Source organism: Altererythrobacter xiamenensis, from assembly GCF_900177715.1.
In the GTDB taxonomy this organism is placed as follows: Bacteria; Pseudomonadota; Alphaproteobacteria; order Sphingomonadales; family Sphingomonadaceae; genus Erythrobacter; species Erythrobacter xiamenensis.
Genome location: NZ_FXWG01000002.1, coordinates 1,027,257 through 1,044,426 on the forward strand (window position 1 = coordinate 1,027,257; position 17,170 = coordinate 1,044,426).

15 protein-coding genes and 1 pseudogene are annotated in these 17,170 nt (G+C 53.4%); 9 read left to right on the forward strand and 7 right to left on the reverse strand.

The window, feature by feature from the left end; genetic code table 11:
- Window positions 1-174 precede the first annotated feature (174 nt).
- From CCE89_RS10430 to groES, 4 genes are all read right to left on the reverse strand, one after another.
- Entirely contained in the window at window positions 175-651 is a 477-nt protein-coding gene (locus CCE89_RS10430) for an Hsp20 family protein (protein ID WP_200810325.1), read from the reverse strand.
- A gap of 250 nt (window positions 652-901) precedes the next feature.
- A complete protein-coding gene (locus tag CCE89_RS10435) occupies window positions 902-1,093 on the reverse strand; it encodes a DUF465 domain-containing protein (RefSeq protein ID WP_086437937.1) in 192 nt (63 codons plus the stop codon).
- 155 nt (window positions 1,094-1,248) lie between these two features.
- Window positions 1,249-2,868, reverse strand: a complete 1,620-nt coding sequence (gene groL, locus CCE89_RS10440) for a chaperonin GroEL (protein ID WP_086437938.1) — start codon at window positions 2,866-2,868, stop codon at window positions 1,249-1,251.
- A gap of 56 nt (window positions 2,869-2,924) precedes the next feature.
- Window positions 2,925-3,239 carry a co-chaperone GroES gene (gene groES, locus CCE89_RS10445; protein WP_086437939.1) on the reverse strand — a complete coding sequence of 105 codons (315 nt, stop codon included), beginning with the start codon at window positions 3,237-3,239 and terminating at the stop codon, window positions 2,925-2,927.
- 263 nt (window positions 3,240-3,502) lie between these two features.
- On the opposite strand from groES, the gene CCE89_RS15465 reads away from it, so the two are divergent.
- From CCE89_RS15465 to CCE89_RS10460, 3 genes are all read left to right on the forward strand, one after another.
- Window positions 3,503-3,736, forward strand: a complete 234-nt coding sequence (locus CCE89_RS15465; RefSeq protein WP_086437940.1) for a hypothetical protein — start codon at window positions 3,503-3,505, stop codon at window positions 3,734-3,736.
- Complete coding sequence (locus tag CCE89_RS10455; protein WP_086437941.1) at window positions 3,733-4,002, forward strand: usg protein; 270 nt, start codon at window positions 3,733-3,735, stop codon at window positions 4,000-4,002. The genes CCE89_RS15465 and CCE89_RS10455 overlap by 4 nt, the downstream gene beginning before the upstream one ends.
- Before the next feature lie 159 nt (window positions 4,003-4,161).
- Complete coding sequence (locus CCE89_RS10460) at window positions 4,162-4,908, forward strand: hypothetical protein (protein WP_086437942.1); 747 nt, start codon at window positions 4,162-4,164, stop codon at window positions 4,906-4,908.
- Here the strand turns inward: CCE89_RS10460 and CCE89_RS10465 are convergent.
- Window positions 4,892-6,430, reverse strand: a complete 1,539-nt coding sequence (locus CCE89_RS10465) for an EAL domain-containing protein (RefSeq protein ID WP_143256018.1) — start codon at window positions 6,428-6,430, stop codon at window positions 4,892-4,894. The genes CCE89_RS10460 and CCE89_RS10465 overlap by 17 nt on opposite strands.
- 387 nt (window positions 6,431-6,817) lie before the next feature.
- Complete coding sequence (locus CCE89_RS10470; RefSeq protein ID WP_143256019.1) at window positions 6,818-7,429, reverse strand: PilZ domain-containing protein; 612 nt, start codon at window positions 7,427-7,429, stop codon at window positions 6,818-6,820.
- Between the two features lie 1,407 nt (window positions 7,430-8,836).
- On the opposite strand from CCE89_RS10470, the gene CCE89_RS10475 reads away from it, so the two are divergent.
- The 5 genes and pseudogenes from CCE89_RS10475 to CCE89_RS15615 all read left to right on the forward strand — a co-directional run.
- Window positions 8,837-11,311: a TcfC E-set like domain-containing protein gene (locus CCE89_RS10475; RefSeq protein ID WP_086437945.1), complete on the forward strand. Its 2,475-nt coding sequence runs from the start codon at window positions 8,837-8,839 to the stop codon at window positions 11,309-11,311.
- A complete protein-coding gene (locus tag CCE89_RS10480) occupies window positions 11,311-12,030 on the forward strand; it encodes a fimbrial biogenesis chaperone (protein WP_086437946.1) in 720 nt (239 codons plus the stop codon). The genes CCE89_RS10475 and CCE89_RS10480 overlap by 1 nt, the downstream gene beginning before the upstream one ends.
- A 1,887-nt stretch (window positions 12,031-13,917) precedes the next feature.
- Complete coding sequence (locus CCE89_RS15590; RefSeq protein ID WP_086437947.1) at window positions 13,918-14,820, forward strand: IS1595 family transposase; 903 nt, start codon at window positions 13,918-13,920, stop codon at window positions 14,818-14,820.
- A 693-nt stretch (window positions 14,821-15,513) separates the two neighbouring features.
- Window positions 15,514-15,768, forward strand: a complete 255-nt coding sequence (locus tag CCE89_RS10490; RefSeq protein WP_086437948.1) for a hypothetical protein — start codon at window positions 15,514-15,516, stop codon at window positions 15,766-15,768.
- A 150-nt stretch (window positions 15,769-15,918) separates the two neighbouring features.
- Window positions 15,919-16,056: pseudogene (locus tag CCE89_RS15615) on the forward strand (IS6 family transposase); the annotation flags it as partial.
- A gap of 174 nt (window positions 16,057-16,230) precedes the next feature.
- Here CCE89_RS15615 and CCE89_RS10500 read toward each other — a convergent pair.
- Complete coding sequence (locus tag CCE89_RS10500) at window positions 16,231-16,731, reverse strand: TspO/MBR family protein (protein ID WP_327078642.1); 501 nt, start codon at window positions 16,729-16,731, stop codon at window positions 16,231-16,233.
- On the opposite strand from CCE89_RS10500, the gene CCE89_RS10505 reads away from it, so the two are divergent.
- The gene (locus CCE89_RS10505; protein WP_234990032.1) at window positions 16,680-17,156 is read left to right on the forward strand and encodes a serine hydrolase domain-containing protein; all 477 of its coding nucleotides are present in this window, start codon (window positions 16,680-16,682) and stop codon (window positions 17,154-17,156) included. The two genes, CCE89_RS10500 and CCE89_RS10505, sit on opposite strands and share 52 nt — an antisense overlap.
- Window positions 17,157-17,170 lie beyond the last annotated feature (14 nt).

A 17,170-nucleotide genomic window follows, 5' to 3' on the forward strand; every position in this document is an offset into this window, starting at 1 on the left:
CAGCTTCGCCCTGTTTATGGGCACCGACAATGTCCGATTATGGCTGGGTTGCCGAGATCGCGTATTGCGATCGCGACATTTATCCTATTTTCCGACTCATTTGGACAAAGCCTCATCAAGCGGGGCAGGTGCCATTGCACCCACCCCGACGAGGATTAGCCCAATGATTGAGGCTTAGGCCGCCTTGTCCTCGGTCAGCTGCGGCGTGTCGTCATTGACGTACTCGCCGCTCCCGATGGCGATCTTGCGCGGCTTGAGCGACTCAGGAACGATCCGCTGGAGCGAGATCGTCAGCATGCCGTGCTCATAATTCGCATCGCGCACTTCGACATAGTCGGCCAGCTGGAACCGGCGCTCGAACGCGCGGGCAGCGATACCCCGGTGAACGAATTCGACACCGTCTTCGTCCTTCTCGCTCTTCTGTCCGGAGATGACGAGCTGGTTCTGCTGTGCAGTGATGTCGATTTCGTCCGGACGGAAGCCGGCCACCGCCAGGGTGATCCTGTAGCTGTCCTCGCCGGTGCGGACGATATCGAAGGGCGGGTAGCTATCCTGCGTCTCACCGCGGAAGCTGTTCTCGAGCGCATCGAAGAGCCGGTCGAAACCGACCGTCGAGCGGCGATAGGGGGTCAAATCAAATGCAGTTCTCATTTCCAAATCCTCCTTGTTGAGCAATCCGGGCACGAGAAGCGTCAGCGAACGAAAGAGCTGACGCCCTAATGTCCAACCGGACCCATTATGGCATCCGGTATTAACGAAATTAGGAAACGCGCAATTGATTTCAAGACCGGATAAGATTTTTATCTCTGTGTTTTCAGTATCTTGCAAGAGAAAACCAGGCACACCGATAGAGGCGCGCCTGGCCTTCTTCCAGTTGAGAATATGTTTGGTCCTAGTCCGTTTACGCGGTCAGCCGATTGCTGCTCGCGTGATCGGAAGCCCAGCTTCGCTTCTGGTCCTTGAGCGCCAGTTTGAGCTTCTTCAGGCGGGCAATCAGAACTTCGTCAGGCCGGGGTCGTTTGTTTTCCCGCTGGATTTCGTTCTCGAGCCGCGCATGTTCGCGTGAAAGATAGTCCAGATACCTGTCGGTCATTATCTCCTCCTCTCTCATTCGACCGATTTTCTGACATCGCCATTTTCGGAGACTGCCTTGCTCAAGAGGGCGTGTGGAGACGCCAGGCAGCACTGCCGCCAGCCGTGCGTGGAGGTTGGGAGAGCGCAGCTTGATGCCGCGCTCTCCTCACCCTGTTAGAAGTCCATCGCCGGCATCGGTGCGGGCGTGTCTTCCTTGGGCAGTTCGGCCACCAGCGCCTCGGTGGTGATCAGCAGCGAGGCAACCGAAGCCGCATCCTGAAGCGCCGTGCGGACGACCTTCGCCGGATCGATGACGCCTGATTTCACCAGGTCTTCGTATTCGCCGGTCGCGGCGTTGAAGCCCCAGTTGTAATCATCGCCTTCAAGCAGCTTGCCGACGATATAGGCACCATCCTCGCCCGCGTTCTCGGCGATCTGGCGAGCGGGTGCGCGCAGCGCGCGGCGCACAATGTCGATGCCCGACTGCTGGTCGTCATTGGCCGCCTTGAGCCCTTCGAGCGACTTCAGTGCACGCAGCAGAGCGATACCGCCGCCAGGCAGGATACCTTCCTCGACAGCGGCACGGGTCGCGTGCAGTGCGTCGTCGACGCGATCCTTCCGCTCCTTGACCTCGATTTCGGTCGCGCCACCTACGCGGATGACGGCAACGCCGCCAGCCAGCTTGGCCACGCGTTCCTGCAGCTTTTCACGGTCGTAGTCGCTGGTCGTGGTCTCGATCTGGGCGCGGATCTGACTTACCCGGGCGTCGATATCGGCCTTGTTACCGGCTCCATCGACGATGGTGGTATTGTCCTTGTCGATGATGACCTTCTTGGCGCGGCCAAGCATTTCGATCGTTACGTTCTCAAGCTTGGTTCCAAGCTCCTCGCTGACCACGTTGCCCGCGGTAAGGATAGCAATATCCTCCAACATCGCCTTGCGGCGATCGCCGAAACCGGGAGCCTTGACGGCAGCGACCTTGAGTCCGCCGCGCAGGCGGTTCACCACGAGCGTGGCCAGCGCTTCGCCTTCGACATCCTCGGCTATGATCAGAAGCGGACGGCTGGACTGCACGACCTGTTCGAGCAGCGGGATCAGCGCCTGAAGGTTCGAGAGCTTCTTCTCATGGATGAGGATATAGGGGTCCTCCAATTCCACTTTCAGCTTCTCTGCATTCGTCACGAAATAAGGCGAGAGGTAGCCGCGGTCGAACTGCATACCCTCGACCGTTTCGAGCTCGGTTTCGAGGCTTTTGGCTTCTTCGACCGTGATGACGCCTTCGTTGCCGACTTTCTCCATCGCTTCGGCGAGTATACGACCCACGGTTTCATCGCCATTGGCGGAAATGGTCGCGACCTGGGCGATCTCGCTGTTGGCCGAAACCTTCCTGGCATGGCTTTCGAGATCCTTGACCACGGTTCCGACCGCTAGATCGACACCGCGTTTCAGATCCATCGGGTTCATGCCGGCCGCAACCGCCTTGGCGCCTTCGCGCACGATCGCCTGCGCCAGAACGGTAGCGGTGGTGGTGCCATCGCCAGCCTTGTCGTTCTGCTTGCTGGCAACCTCGCGCAGCATCTGCGCGCCCATGTTCTCGAACTTGTCCTTGAGTTCGATTTCCTTGGCGACGGTAACGCCATCCTTGGTGATGCGCGGCGCGCCAAAGCTCTTGTCGATCACCACGTTCCGGCCCTTTGGACCGAGAGTTACCTTGACCGCATTTGCAAGCGTATCCACGCCGCGGAGCATGCGGTCACGCGCATCCGACGCAAATTTTACTTCCTTTGCAGCCATTTTGGCCTGCTCCTTTCATGTCTTCCTTCGGTTGAACTGAAGAGTAATCGATGGGCTTACGCCGCTTTCTTGAGTTCGGCGGCAGCATCTATGATGCCGAGGATGTCGCTCTCCTTCATGATGAGCAGATCCTCGCCATCGATCCGCACTTCGGTGCCGGACCACTTACCGAACAGGATGCGGTCGCCAGCCGTCACCGCGAGTTCCACCAGTTTACCGGTGTCATCACGCGCGCCGGGACCGACGGCGACGACTTCGCCTTCCATCGGTTTTTCCTTGGCGGTGTCAGGGATAATGATGCCGCCAGCCGTCTTTTCTTCGGCCTCGATGCGGCGAACCAGCACACGATCGTGCAAAGGTCGGAAATGCATGCATAACCTCCATTACAAAGCGAAATGACTTACAGCGCCTCCCCCGGATGATCGGCAGGAGGCAATTCGCGATCTAGTTTTGGGAAAACCGGCTTCAAGATCCCCGGTTTAAATTTTTTCACGCCTCTGGATGTCGACTTTGAAAGCAACTGGTTCGTGCTTCTTATCAGGGGCTTGACGGCAAAAAATCGACTCCCAAAATACGGCGAGCGGAGCAATCCGCAGTGAGTGACAAGCGGCAAGGCAGAAAGGAGGATGTTTCCATGTCGCAACCTTTCTCACGGTATCTGCATCCCTTTGATGTAGCGCATCACCCCGCACTCGAACCCGAAGTGAAACGAGCGATCCTGGCCTCTTGGGCATCAGACCAGAACGCCGTCGAAGATCACCCGGCGATGCGAAAGCCCCCTGGACACGACCGGCCTGTTCCCCTTGACGACGTGTTTGCGGCGTTGCGTTCGCTCGATGGTCCAGAAGGCTGGCCTGCACTGCAATGACAGATCGTGCGTTTCTGGTTCAGTTGGAAGGATACGGACTGACCACGGCTGAGATCTGTTATTTCATGCCGGATCACCCCTCGCTCCTGCAGATCTATGCCTGGCAGGAATATGACGCAGCACCGGATTTCCCGGTGCTGTTCGACTTCCTCGCGCATTGGCGGCGCGAGATCGAGGCAGAGATAAAGTCAGTCCGTATCGCCCATGAGAAGATGATCCGTCCAGCAAACTGGCGTTCGGCGGACGGCGTAATCTCGTGGGAGTAGCAGAGCCAGATGATTGAACTTGCAGACAAGTAATCATGCCAGTGGAAACGAACTGCTGACTAGTAAAAACTAGAAACCTTCACCCACTTGAGAGGCAGCTTTCCCCTTTTTTTCGCACTGAAAGCTGCCAGTCGGTTTTCGGGGTTTGAATGTTTTTTAATGGTCGAAGTAGGTCGGGCAGGAGGAGCTTCCAGCCTCGATCTTCTACGCTCATGCCTTGCTGATTTTCCCGACAGCGAATATGCACCGTTTCTCCACGCGCGGCAGCTATTCTGGGAATTTCAGAATGAGGCGATGAGGTCGGATAAGTTTGATGAATCATCGACCCAGTGGACTGAGCTTGGCATACTCCTCGACAGATATCCTGCTAATCCATACCTGAATGCGCTTGCCGCAAAGGTCCTACTAGGGGACGGCCAGTGCGCGTCGGCGCAAAGATACATCGATGCCACGTTTGCACAGGGCAATATTTATCCGGCCCTGGAGCTGATGCTCGCTACAGAGGTTTCGGCTTGTGCCCCTGATGAAAAGACAAAATCGTTTTGGGAGCATCGCACTTTCGAAATCGTCTCAACCAACAGTCAGCCGCACCCACTTCTCGAGTTATACGAACTGACCGCCTTGCTTGCATACGATCAAGGCAATCTCATAGAAAGCTTACCAGCAAAGCCCTTCAATACACCGCCTTCCAATGCAATTGAGCGCATTGCTTCCCGTATCAAGTACAGCGCAGTCTCAGGTACCCCATTCGGTAGTCAGGAAGAATTAAGGGCTGTGATCTGGAATGAGAATGTCCGCGCCCGCGTGAGTAGTGGGTTAACCGCATTAGCTCAGGCTAAGAAGCCGGGTCTAAAGCTCCGATCAATTGGTCAGACAAAGAACAGGAAAATCAGGCAATCAATTTGAGTGCAGGCTTCGCAAAAAACTCGGTAAAGACTTGCGTGGAATCTGGACGACAATACCGGAAGCCTTGCAGGTAATCGCAGCCTGTGGCGAGGGCGATAATTTCATCCTCTTGGTCGACAATCCCCTTGCAGGTGACATTTAGCCCAAGGCTCTTCGCTAGCTCCACTTTAGCCTTCATTACGGCTGAATTCAGAGTTTCTCGTGCATTCTTCAAAACGCTTTGGTCGAACTTTAGTTCGGTGACGCCCAGCTTTCTCAAATAGGTCAAAGATGCGTTGCTTGAGCCAAAGTCATCAACTGCAATAAGAAATCCAAAAGCATGGAGTTCTTCCAGGGCAGCGGACATTTGCGATCCGAACTCGACAAAGTCATTTTCTCTGATCTCGAGCTGAATCCTCGGACTTGCAATATTGTGAGAACGAACGAGGTCCATCAGCGCTGATGCGAAACGGTCATCCAGCAGCTGTGTTGCTTCGACATTCAGGCACAATCGGGCCCGCGGAATACTCGTGAGAGCTTCGATCGATGATCGAACCATGAACATAGTGATATCATCAAGAAGATAATTTGCCCGAGCAATCTCAATCGCTTCATTAGCAGGAATGGCACCATGTTTCTCATCTGACCACCTGAACAATGCCTCGAGTGCTACCATCTCCTTATTTCTCGAAAGGATCATTTGGAATTTGGCAGAAAGTCCTACTTTTTGCCGCAGAGCCAGCCTAAGCCGACTGCAAAGATCAGCATTGCGTTGGACTGTTTCGAGCATCGGAGCATCGAACACCGCAATCGCGTCACTTGATTTTTTGGCTCGGTACATCGCAAGATCCGCACGGCGCAAAACGTCGGTGGTCCTTAAACCCGGTTCGATAGCGGCAATGCCTATACTACATCCCACAACGGCATGAAAATCTTCCGTCGTGTAGGGCGTGACTATTGTATCGCGCGCAGCCTGGCATACTGTTCTAACGGCCGTTAATGATCGCCCTTCAATCACCAGCGCGAACTCGTCACCTCCCAATCTGAATGCCCGAAAGCCGTGAGTTTCTTGCATTTCCGCCAAGCGTTCTCCGAGCGAGGCAAGCAAACGGTCTCCCACCTGGTGGCCGAACCCGTCGTTTATGCTCTTGAATCGATCTAGATCGAGGATAACGGCGAAGCTAGGAACCTCGGATAATTGGCAATCTCTTAATAGATCGCTCAAAGTTTCCACCAAAGCCTTTCGATTTGACAGACCTGTCAGGCAGTCTACGCGGGCTTCCACCAATGACGCTTCCCGTTTATCGAGAAGATGTGCGCATTTTTTCGCGAGATCGAGCGAATTTAATAATAAGACTGCTATCGTGAATACGGACAGAACGAGCATTGCCATCAAATAATGTATCGTAGAAGGCGCGAGTTGCGCGGGGCGAGGCAAGAGACTTACAATCACCGCCAACGTCACAAGCACGAGAATTATCCGCGCTGGAGGAGCGCGCGTTTTCTCATACAATGAAGAAAGACAAGAGGCAGTCAGTTTCACAGATTTAGTCCTATAAATCGCACTTGAGCAACCGTATTATCGCAGTGACAGCGCCTAGGCAGCTTTGGCAAAAGTCGAACGAGAGGTGTGGGGCGCGTTCTGCCTGTGCGTCTCGAGTAGGGTTACATGGCGAGGCGATGTTTCTCTGCCAAAGCCTGGAGTTTGACCCAATTCCTCTTTAATAAGTTCGACTAAGTATCTCAGGTTTTCTAGTTCAGGATTAATGCAATAATCACCCTTCGGCTTGGAAATTATTTTATTCTCACAGTATTGGAGAAGGCCTTCCAGAATACCGGGTGGCGTGGCTTTGATGTCTGCGATGCTGGGGATTGGTGAAGAACTCATGATTTTTCTTCCGCGTAACAATTCGAATATGCGAGCAGCCGACTATGCTGCGATTGAGCGCAGACTAGAAGGGTGAGACATATTCTGCTGAAGGATATCCAGCGCCTGACGGAGGACTTCTGGTTGCAGAGCGTGAGAAAAGCGGAGACCAGCGTCGCCGCCGACGGTCCAAACCACCGTGACTTTCTCGATCGTTATCTTTCCGATCTTCAGGGTGAGATATTCTCCAGGTGAGAAAATCGCATTGTGCGCGATGCAAGCTCCTCGCTGAGAAAGATTTTTAAGCTGGCCATGGAGCTCGGCACCAAGCTTGAAGACGGATACCGGTGCTTCGATCGGAAGACGTACCGATCTGTATGGTTGGTCCAGCGAGAACGTTAGATCGGCTACCGCGGAATTATTCCGAACGCCTATTCGGTCACCGTCAGTCCATATTACCTCGGCTGCAATCTTCTCGGAGTTTGCTACCTTGTAGGATATTGTATCGCCCGCGCGCACACCGGAGACGCCAACGAAGCTGGCTCCTTCATGCGAGACATTGCGCATGATTGCGAAAGAAAGCCTCCCGGCGTTCTCGATTAGAGCTGGCCAGTAAATGGTGCGCAGTCGCCTTCCTTCTCTCCGATCCATGATTGCCTCCATACGTTCGAACAAGCAGAGCTACGGTTGTCAAAACCCGGGCTGTCTGCAGAGCGAGAAGCTGGCATCGCTCTAGGTCAGCATCTTCTACTGAAACGTCTCAATGGTTGAGCCTTAATCCGTCATTGTAACGTTACAAGATAAGAATATCGTTGTATCTCAATGGGATGCCGGAGGCTACGGAAACCGCGCATCGGCTAAAGTTTCGAGCGAATTAACGATCCCAACGGATCGTTAACCGTTCTTGACTATAGGGTAGGCGTCAAACCCAGGAGCAGAAGTTATGAGTTATAAAATAATCGGGCGCTCGCGCATTCTGAGCGCTGCCTTCGTTTTGGCTTTCAGCCTTGCGACAGCGCCCTCGGCATTTGCAGCTACGCAAGGGACGCAGGGATCGACGTCAACCGGCTCGGTAAACATCAATGCGTCCGTTCCTAGCCGTGTTCGAATTTCTGGTCTGACTGACGTGAACTTGCTGAATCAAGATCCGACGATCGATGCAGTGAGCGCGCAGGACGTGTGCGTCTGGTCCAATACCGCTACCCGCGGTTATTCGATAACGGCCACGGGCAGTGGTTCTGGAAGCGCTTTTACACTCGCTGGTAGTAGCTCGAGCGTTCCATACTCGGTTGAGTGGGCTGATTCGACTGCCCAGACAACCGGCACATCGCTCACCACTGGGGCGGCGGTGACCGGGTTCACTTCGTCGGCTACGCAGCAAGTCTGTAGCGCCGGTCCCTCGGCATCGGCGAGTCTTATCATCAAGATCGCAAGCGCCGACCTTTCTACAATGCAGGCGGCTCAAACATACACTGGAACTCTGACTCTTCTCGTCACACCAGAATAAGTGAGCAGACCCGTTCTTCTCGGGAAGAACGGGTCTCAACCACTTGTTAACCAACATTTGTAATACTGTGTTCATGAAACGGGCATGGGCAAAACCTATCCAGGGCGCGGTCCTTTTGGGCCTACTCTGCCTTTCGGGCACTGCACAAGCCAAACAATCGAGAGTCCGGCTATCCTCTCTCCAAGACGTTCAGTTTGGTGTTTTGGGAACCGGCGGCGATGCCATCTCATCGCAGTCCATTTGCGCTTTTAGCTCCACCAACACTTCTGCCTATACAGTAACCGCTCTCGGAAGCGGCGCCGCAGGCAAGTTTGAGCTCAATTCAGCTCTCTCTTCTCTGCCTTTCGAGCTGTCTTGGTCAGATCAACCCAATCAGCCTTTTGGGTACGCGTTAGAAAGAGGGGTTCCCTCTCCCACATTTTACTCCGATGCAACTCATCAACGGTGCGTCAATGGCCCTTCCTCGACAGCGACTATCACCTTGCGCATTTCCGAAGCGGTCCTGTCTAGCGCAGCGGCTGGGACCTATTCAGGCTCGCTGACCATCATTCTAGCCCCGATCTGAATAACGCGCGATGGCTATACTCGGTCAGATCAGAATAGCGTGTGTCCGGATTGGCTTGCTTGCGCATATCCTTTCCCTCTCGATGCTCGTCGCCCCTTCGGCGGTGGCTTCCATAACGTCAGATGTGCCGGCTGGCTTCGAGGAGCTGGCTAGCGAGCAGAGGCAGTTGCTCGATGTCTATTTTCAAGAGCGTTTGCTTGGAAGCTTTATGGCAACCGTTAAATCGGACGAGGTGATCTTCGACGCTCCTGAAGACATTGTCGACCAAGTCGAAAATTTGGTCGATCCGAAGGCGCTAGTTTCAGAGATCCAGCGCCGCAAATTATCGAAAAATCTCGCTCAAGTTTGTCCGACCACAAATGTAAAGAGAGGGTGTGGGCTTCTCGAGCCTGATATCGTTGGTATCATTTACACGCCAAGCGAGCTTCGAGTAGATTTTTTCCTCAGTCCAGAATTGTTTCGATCGCCGTCGCGGCAGCTTCGATACCTGCCGGTCCCTGAAGCTGTACCCTCCCTTATATCGCAGTTCTCTGCATATAAGTCGGGCGGCAGCTCGGACGCGCCAGGTGTTCTCTACTTTGAAAATCATTCGACGCTCAGCCTGGGCAGTTGGCGAGCGAAATCCTGGACTAATTACCGGAATCAGTCGGGCGCAGAGATTGAAGAGGTTGTGATCGAGAAAGAAGTCAGAAGGAGCCGGTTTTTTGGCGGCTACGTTCAGAACTTCGGGAATGAACTCTTTTCGCGGCGCAGCATCTACGGAATGGGAATTCAATCTCAGAACGATACCTTGCTGGATAAGCGAGAGGCTTTCGGTACCCCTCTGAACGTCTATCTGCGACAGCGGGGGAGAGTTGAGGTCTTCTTGGAGGATCGCCTCTTGCTGGCAAACCGTCTCGCGGCAGGTAGTCACAGCCTCGAGACGGCATCTTTCCCTAGTGGGTCGTATGAGCTGGAAATTCGAATTTCCGAAGGTGGTCATGATACGCGTGTAGAGAAGATCCTGTTCAGTAAGGACCGCGGGATGCCTCTTCTGGGACGCCCAAATTACGAATTTTTGGCAGGATTTGCTCGTCCGCCTAAAGCACCGCTTGATCAAAAAACGTCATCCAGCCCTTTTGCTAGGGCATCGGGCGCTCTACGGATAACCGATCGGGCAAGTCTGAGTGGGGCCGTTGAGCTCTACAACGATGAGGTCTACTCCGAGTTGGGGGTTACGGCTTACGGTCTTGGACACCGAATTGACGCGAATATTGTAGCCGGCACTGACGGAAGTGAGGCGACCAGACTGCGCATCGGGTCGGCTGAACGAGGGCTGCTCAACTACAGCTTTGATTTAAGGTATTCGGATCGAGCTGGCAGTTACATTTTCGATCCAGACCAGTTTGGCTTCGATCCGAAACCAGACAGGTTTACAAGCGATGTTCTTCAGATCACCGGTAACGTTTCCTATTCCACGGGGCCAGTGCAACTCTTCGCACTGGGCAGCTATCGTTCATCCGAGGGACGCAACGAATATGAACTCGGTGCCCGAGCTACCTGGAATTTATTGCGCAAGGAGCGGTGGCTTTTGTTCGCGAATGTTGACGCTGTAAACGCGACATCAGGGAATTCTCTTTTTGCAGGTCTAACTCTGTCTTTCGTAGGTGGAAACGGGGGCCTCCAAGTTGAAAGCGGCATTCGTCGAAATGGCACAGGCAGCCGCGGCGACAGCGCAAGCGGACTTTATAATGCAATTCGGGCAACCGCGGACATCGGTTTGGGAGGCCGAGAGTTTCTTAGGGCCGTATCATCCTTTGAGCAGGATCCCGACCGTCAAAGCATCGACGGTGGTATCGAAGCTGACTTATCAGCTTTCAACGTCAATGCCAGCGCCACGTCCACAGATTTCGGTGACCGACGGGCTAATCAGTATGCTTTCGCCGGGAGGACCGCACTTATCGTTAACAGTTCGAACGTGAATTTCACCGGGTCGCCGTCTGTGAATAGCGCGATCCATTTGAAAATAGATGGCGGTCGGGTCGATGATGAATTTGAAGTGATTATCGACAATCAGCCTCGCCTGCGTCTCAGTGGTTCGCAAGACCGTCTCATTGAGTTGACAGCTTACGAGCAATACCGGGTTACGTTGAAGCCGGTTTCAACCGGCCCTCTAGTCATCGACCAGCCAGGGAGATCAATAGCGCTCCTGCCCGGTAACGCTGCAACGATTGAATGGGATGTCCATGTAATCAGCGCCATCTTTGGACGTCTCGTCGATGAGACCGGTCAAGGGATTGCGAATGCCAGAATATCATCTCATGGCAGCATCGCTCGAAGCGACGATCGGGGTTTTTTCCAGATCGAGGCCCAAAGTGGCGCGATGCTGAACATCATTTTGAAAGGCGGGGAGGAAAAGATCGCCTTGCTCCCCAGTTTTAACCCCGAGGCCGATTTTGTGGAACTTGGCGATATACTTGCCATGGAAGCGACGGAGACCGAGTGATGACAGCGCGTTTTTATCGATTGTTCGGGCCGTTCGCCTTGATAGGGGCTTTCCTCTGCACTCCACCAGCACATGCCGACCTTGTCCTAGACCAGGTAATCGTTGATTTGGAATCGGATAAGCCTGCTCGAGGTGACATTGAAATCTCAAATGTCGGTACGGAGAGGATGTATGTGCTGATCGAGCCATTTGAGATATTGAACCCTGGTCTTGAAAATGAACAGCGCGTGCCGCTCGATAAACCAAGCGTGTCCAAGCTCTTCGTTTCGCCTCAACGCGTGATACTGGATCCAGATCAGCGCAGTCTGATCAGGATTGTGGCTATCGGAGAGCGACCCGAAGTCGACAGAATCTTCAGAGTGATGGTTCGGCCGGTCGTTGGTGAACTGCAGTCGGAAAACGACGCTCTGAAAGTTCTTGTAGGTTACGACGCGTTGGTTTTGCTGCGGGCTGATAGGGAAACTGGAGGAATCACTTGGGATCGCTCCAAGGAGGGGATTCTAGTACTTCGGAACGAGTCAAACTCAGCAAGGGAATTTTTCGAAGGCACGCAATGCGACGAAAGGGGCGAGCAATGCGTCACCCTTCCTGCCAAACGCCTTTACCCAGGCCAGAAATTCGATTTCATTCTGCCATATTCCACACCGGTCACTTTCCAAACTGCACTTGGCGATAGGGTGGAAACAAGAATCTTCGCGGATCAGCCCGACTCTGATTAGTGAAGGTCCCCGTCCTCTCGGTTTGTGGAGAATTGCCCAAAATACTGAAACAAAGGAGAATTTCCTTCTTGTAACGTTACAAGCACTGTTTGTTGCTACTACGCTGGAAGTACATCGCCTAGCTTGTAGCCATGGCAAACATGCACACCTCTCTTTCACGAGCGGCGGGAAGACTTTGCACATTCTTTCTGGTCGCCTTGCTCTTCTCGTTTTCAGCTCGGGCGCAAGAGGCTCGAAATGGTACTCTCGGGGCCCAATCCTCGACCAGCATCGCTATTTCGGTAAGCGTTCGACCACAAATCCTAGCTCCGCCTGCAGCCGAGGAGGGCGGCCATAATGAGGTTTCTAAGTGCGGTTACGTACGCTTGAGGAGCGGAAAAGCTACCGTGCGTGAACTCGGTGGAGTTCCGAAAGTTTTCGACCCTCAGACATTTTGTCGCGAAGGCCGGTCTATCTTTGCGAGAATGAGCTCACCTGTGAATGTAGGTTCAAGCAGGACAGTAATTTTTGCAGCTGAATAGAACTCAACCGCGTTCGTCTCAACCGAAACGTTAACCGGGGGAGGCTAGCGTTTGCAGCGCCGCCCCACCCGCAATGTATGTAAACAAGACTATTGCCGCAACGACTAGCGCCTCCCAGAAATAGCTCGGTTGTGGATCTTCAGGTCTATTCACTACGTCACCTCGCCGTGGGACTTGGTTAGTCGAGATTGTTGGACTGCGCCATAGCGACTGATGTTTTTACGCACTGATTTACGTTGTTCATAGTGGTATGCTGACCGGCTCATGTTTTGTCACTGACTGGAAGAACGCTCACCCTTAGAACCCAACGCCAGACCGATACTCATTTGATCCCACCACTCCTGGCTGCACTCTAATGTTATGAGCCTCGAGTTAGAACATCCCGCGCTTTTCCAGCTTGGCTTTGAGCCGCATGATCGCAAGTCGCCGCGCTCTAGCTATCGCGGCACAAGCCTACAATTAATGCAGGCGATGTTTCCAACGGAAGAATCCGTCTTGCGCCACATCTGTCGAGTGCGCTTCGGCGAGGAGCCTGTTTGCGATAGATGCCATAGCCAAGACAAATGGTATTGGCTTCGAGGCCGGAGACACTTTCTGCACCCTTGCGGTCGAACTTTATCTCCGATGGCCGGAACGCTCTTCCATGGCACGAAACTTCCCTTACGTCTCTGGCTCTACGCCATGTTGCATTTTGCGAACTCACCCCAAGGTGTGAACGGACGCTTTCTCTCTAGACACCTGGGCATCGGGAAGACGGCAACATCCCGGGTTGTCGAGCGTATTCGACTCCATCTCGCAGCTTTGGACAAGAATAAGAAGTTAGAAAGCCCGACCCAAAGGCTGTTCGTACGATTGGTCTCAATTCGGCGCGTCTATGCTTCGCCACCTAACTCAAAAAAGTCAGTTCCCGTATTTCTCATGAGCGACGGCCGTGCTGTTCATCTACGGTGCTTCAGTTCAGTCGTCCAAGCCACTTGCGAACTGCAATAAAGAATAAATCGGTACGGAACTCGACGGTATTCACCACGTGCTTCCATACCTTTCGAGTTCTTTCCTCGTATAACATGAAGACTTCGAGCGTTAATCTCATCCCTAGATACGTCAGAGATAGGCCCGATTTCTTTGACCCAACGTACGGCTTTCACGTTCTTCTAAGAAATTCACTGAAAGATGAATACCGCTGTGTTCACCGAAAATATCTTTGGCTTTATCTAAAGGAATTTGAATTTCGCTTCAATCGGCGTTGGCAGTCGCAGAATACGTTCTGGGATATGCTGAGTGATTTTCCTTCATTTGGACAGACAGAAATCGACGACCTCCGTAGGTGGAATAGTTATATTGAGACAAGCCCAAAAGAACTAAGCGAATGAAGGGCACAAGCGTCATAGATTTTTTTGATCGCTTTCCTAACGAGCAAGCTTGTCTTCAGCATCTGGTCGACCGTCGCTGGCTAGGACATACCGGTTGTCCAAGATGCGGCAAGCTCGGTAGATGGTCACCAATCAGAGGCACGAGGAAGTATCAACACGCCTGTCGCGCTCTGATTTCTCCCACCGAGGGCACTATTTTCTATCGTTCGAACCTACCCTTAATGGCGTGGTTTTATGCGCTGCTGCTGAATTGCAACTCTTGTTCGGGTGTCCGAGCGAGATTTGTCAAGCGGCAGCTAGGCATCGGCGTCAGAAGTGCACATGCTTTATGTAATAAGCTTCGCATGCATTTGGCGGCACAAGCCAGACCAGAGAAAGTCGGCGGTCCGGGACAAGCTGTCTACGTTGACGAAACACTTCTCACCCGAGTGGTGACTGGGCCGCCGCGTCAAGCAGCCAATGCGATAGCCATGGGATTCTCGTGCAATGGCCAGGTGGTTACCGGGATAATTCGCAATCGCCGGCGACAGACGATCGTACAGTCGATCGAGCGCTTTGTTGAGCGCGGCTCAACGCTCGTCACTGATGGGCATGGCAGCTATCGATGCCTAGAGAAGTTAGGCTGGGATCACATAGTGGTAGATCACAGCAAAGCCTTTCATAACTTTGAAGGTGAAACCACAAATCCAATAGAGTGCTACTGGCCTCATCTAAAGAGAGCTCTGCGGAGGTATCATCAGGTCGGAAAGGAGAACTTGTGGCTGTTTCTTGCTGAAACGGAATATCGCTACAATAGGCGCCACTCTGCGATATCGCCATTTGATGAAGCCGTTTCTTCCTTCCCGGAGGTGTCAGCTAAAACGCTCCCCAACATCAGAAAGAGGTTTGTCTGGCCATAGGCGGAATCCGCCGAACTAGCGATATGATGCGTGATTCATAGAACTCATAAAATGACCAGAAAACGGCCAAGAAATTCGATTCTGCGGATGTCAGTTTTCGCTCTCAATTCGCTCAGTACAATTCGTGATGCCGCGTTAGAAAGGGATTGGCGTAGTCAACCTAGCCTCGGACCAAACCGGGCATGTGCTGGATAATGAACCTCTTGAAAGGGGGCTGAAAGAATGCAGCTTGGGCCATTCCCAATTAGGCCTCTTTCGAATTCCAATTCATTGTCGGAGCAGTTCGATATACTGGCTGAGACATGTCTTAGCGAATGTCTGCAGGCGGATCGGCAGTTACCTATCCCTTCATGGAACAGCGGCTAGGTAGATGAAAGTGGTTCCAGCCAAGTGGAAAGCGGATTAGGGCTCCTAGATATGTCTCCGCAGGCCCCACCATCTGGCTCGGCAGACGGCGTAAGCTGATGCAGAAAGAAAATGGGAGATTTGTCGGCTTGAAGGACTGATCCGTGGACTTCGGCATCGCTTTGCTAGCGATCTGCCTACGGGGCTTCGTCCAAAATTAAGGACGGCTTTATTATTGATCGACCATCCGATGATCGCCAGAATAGGTTAGTGCCCAACCCCGATGCGATTTCAGTAAGAAGATTTCAGCCGGCAATCTAGTTTTTCAACTTTCTCAGCGAGATTGGAATGAAACTTACTATCAAGGTAATGCCAGATGATCCGCGTGATCTTGTCGAAGACTGGGGAAGATACGATTTTGAGTATGTGCCCGCAGCGGGGCAACGCGTCGTGCTCTACCGCGACGAAGATTTCGTCACTCTCAAAGTGATTGCGATCGAACATCATCCCATTGAATGGCCAGTCGCGCACCCGAATGAGCCAGATTGGCGCAAGACCAGTCGCACCTACATTTATGCTCGACGATGCGGCCCTCGTGAATAGAAGCTCGGTCGAGCTGCTTTTGTAGGGCCCCGTCAAAGCAAAGGCACCAGATTGACGAGTGAGGACGTAAGGGTCGGGCGAGCCCATGCCCAGACTCTGGAAACCAGCCAGTCCGTTCCGCTAGTTCAACTCATCACCGGAGTTCATTCGAAGAGCTTGCGAAAGTTCGCCTCAGTTCACGCCTACCTCCACAACCACTTCAGCCAAGACCGCCACCTCATCGAGAGCCAGACCTACAAGAGACTCCGCTCGGTCGCCTTGGCCGAGTGGCAAAACCTCATGGCCTGAACGAGCGCTGGGGAAGGGGGAGCTCTGCCAAGTGGAGACGAGTTAGCGTTAGACTCACAGCACCGCCATCACTCCCGACACTCGTCTCCGTTCTGTGATGTCCAGTATGGGGGCTTCGTCATGCTGATCGCAGACGAACCCAGGAAAATTGCTTTTGTGGATGCCCTCCACAAATCAGCTGGCAGTCCCCTTGAACGGACTGTTGAGATGGACGATTTTCGCATTGAGGATTGCCGCGAAGCTGACCCAGACAAGATATGGGACGATCAGCCAGCTTGCGAGAACCGACCAATCTCTCAGGAAAACGCACAGCGCTAGCACCGACAGCCAGAGTAACGGCACTTCGATCAGCGCCCAATCGGGTCTGCGCGCCATGAAGAAGAGCGGCGACCAGAGAAAATGCAGCAGGCCGTTCACAAGGTACAGGCCTATAAGAAAGGTTCGCTCGTCGCTGCCATTGGTCCCGGACCAGCTCAGGACGAAGGCCCAGGCCGCGAGACCGAGAATAATCGTCCATGCCGGGCCGAAAAGCCAATCTGGCGGTTGCGATGAAGGTTTCTTTAGGTCGTGATACCAGCCACCGATCTTCGTTAGCAGACCGCCTGCAAGGCCGAGAAATACCGATGGCCCGCAAGGAATGGCTCGAGCCGAACTTTGCCGGAAAACCGATGACAATGGGCGGCTCGGGCATCGTTACCACGGTAGACGATTACATGCGTTTCGCCCGCATGCTGCTGAACGAGGGCGAGCTCGAGGGACAACGTGTCCTGCAGCCAGCGACGATACGACTGATGACAACCGACATGCTCGATCCCCGCATTCCCATGGAAAATCGCATGTGGTTGCCGAGCAAGGGGACGGGAGGCTTTGGCCTGAATTTCTTTGTGCGAACCTCGCCGCCCGTCTCTCCGGAAGAGAACAGGGGAACGGTCGGCGAGTTTTTCTGGGACGGCTATCCGTCCATGCTGTTCTGGGTTGACCCACGACAGGACATGGCAGTGGTTTTTGCGACGCAGAAAATTCCGTTCGACAATACGTTACACCGCGATTTTCGCGCCGCTGTCTATGGCGCCGATTATTCTGGTGTGCCGACTGAATAAGCCACTTCAGAGAT

Coding starts and splice junctions, on each gene's coding strand:
- CCE89_RS10430 (WP_200810325.1), bottom strand. CDS start 651: ATGAGAACTGCATTTGATTTGACCCCCTATCGCCGCTCGACGGTCGGT.
- CCE89_RS10435 (WP_086437937.1), bottom strand. CDS start 1,093: ATGACCGACAGGTATCTGGACTATCTTTCACGCGAACATGCGCGGCTC.
- groL (WP_086437938.1), bottom strand. CDS start 2,868: ATGGCTGCAAAGGAAGTAAAATTTGCGTCGGATGCGCGTGACCGCATG.
- groES (WP_086437939.1), bottom strand. CDS start 3,239: ATGCATTTCCGACCTTTGCACGATCGTGTGCTGGTTCGCCGCATCGAG.
- CCE89_RS15465 (WP_086437940.1), top strand. CDS start 3,503: ATGTCGCAACCTTTCTCACGGTATCTGCATCCCTTTGATGTAGCGCAT.
- CCE89_RS10455 (WP_086437941.1), top strand. CDS start 3,733: ATGACAGATCGTGCGTTTCTGGTTCAGTTGGAAGGATACGGACTGACC.
- CCE89_RS10460 (WP_086437942.1), top strand. CDS start 4,162: ATGGTCGAAGTAGGTCGGGCAGGAGGAGCTTCCAGCCTCGATCTTCTA.
- CCE89_RS10475 (WP_086437945.1), top strand. CDS start 8,837: ATGGCTATACTCGGTCAGATCAGAATAGCGTGTGTCCGGATTGGCTTG.
- CCE89_RS10480 (WP_086437946.1), top strand. CDS start 11,311: ATGACAGCGCGTTTTTATCGATTGTTCGGGCCGTTCGCCTTGATAGGG.
- CCE89_RS15590 (WP_086437947.1), top strand. CDS start 13,918: ATGAAGGGCACAAGCGTCATAGATTTTTTTGATCGCTTTCCTAACGAG.
- CCE89_RS10490 (WP_086437948.1), top strand. CDS start 15,514: ATGAAACTTACTATCAAGGTAATGCCAGATGATCCGCGTGATCTTGTC.
- CCE89_RS10505 (WP_234990032.1), top strand. CDS start 16,680: ATGGCCCGCAAGGAATGGCTCGAGCCGAACTTTGCCGGAAAACCGATG.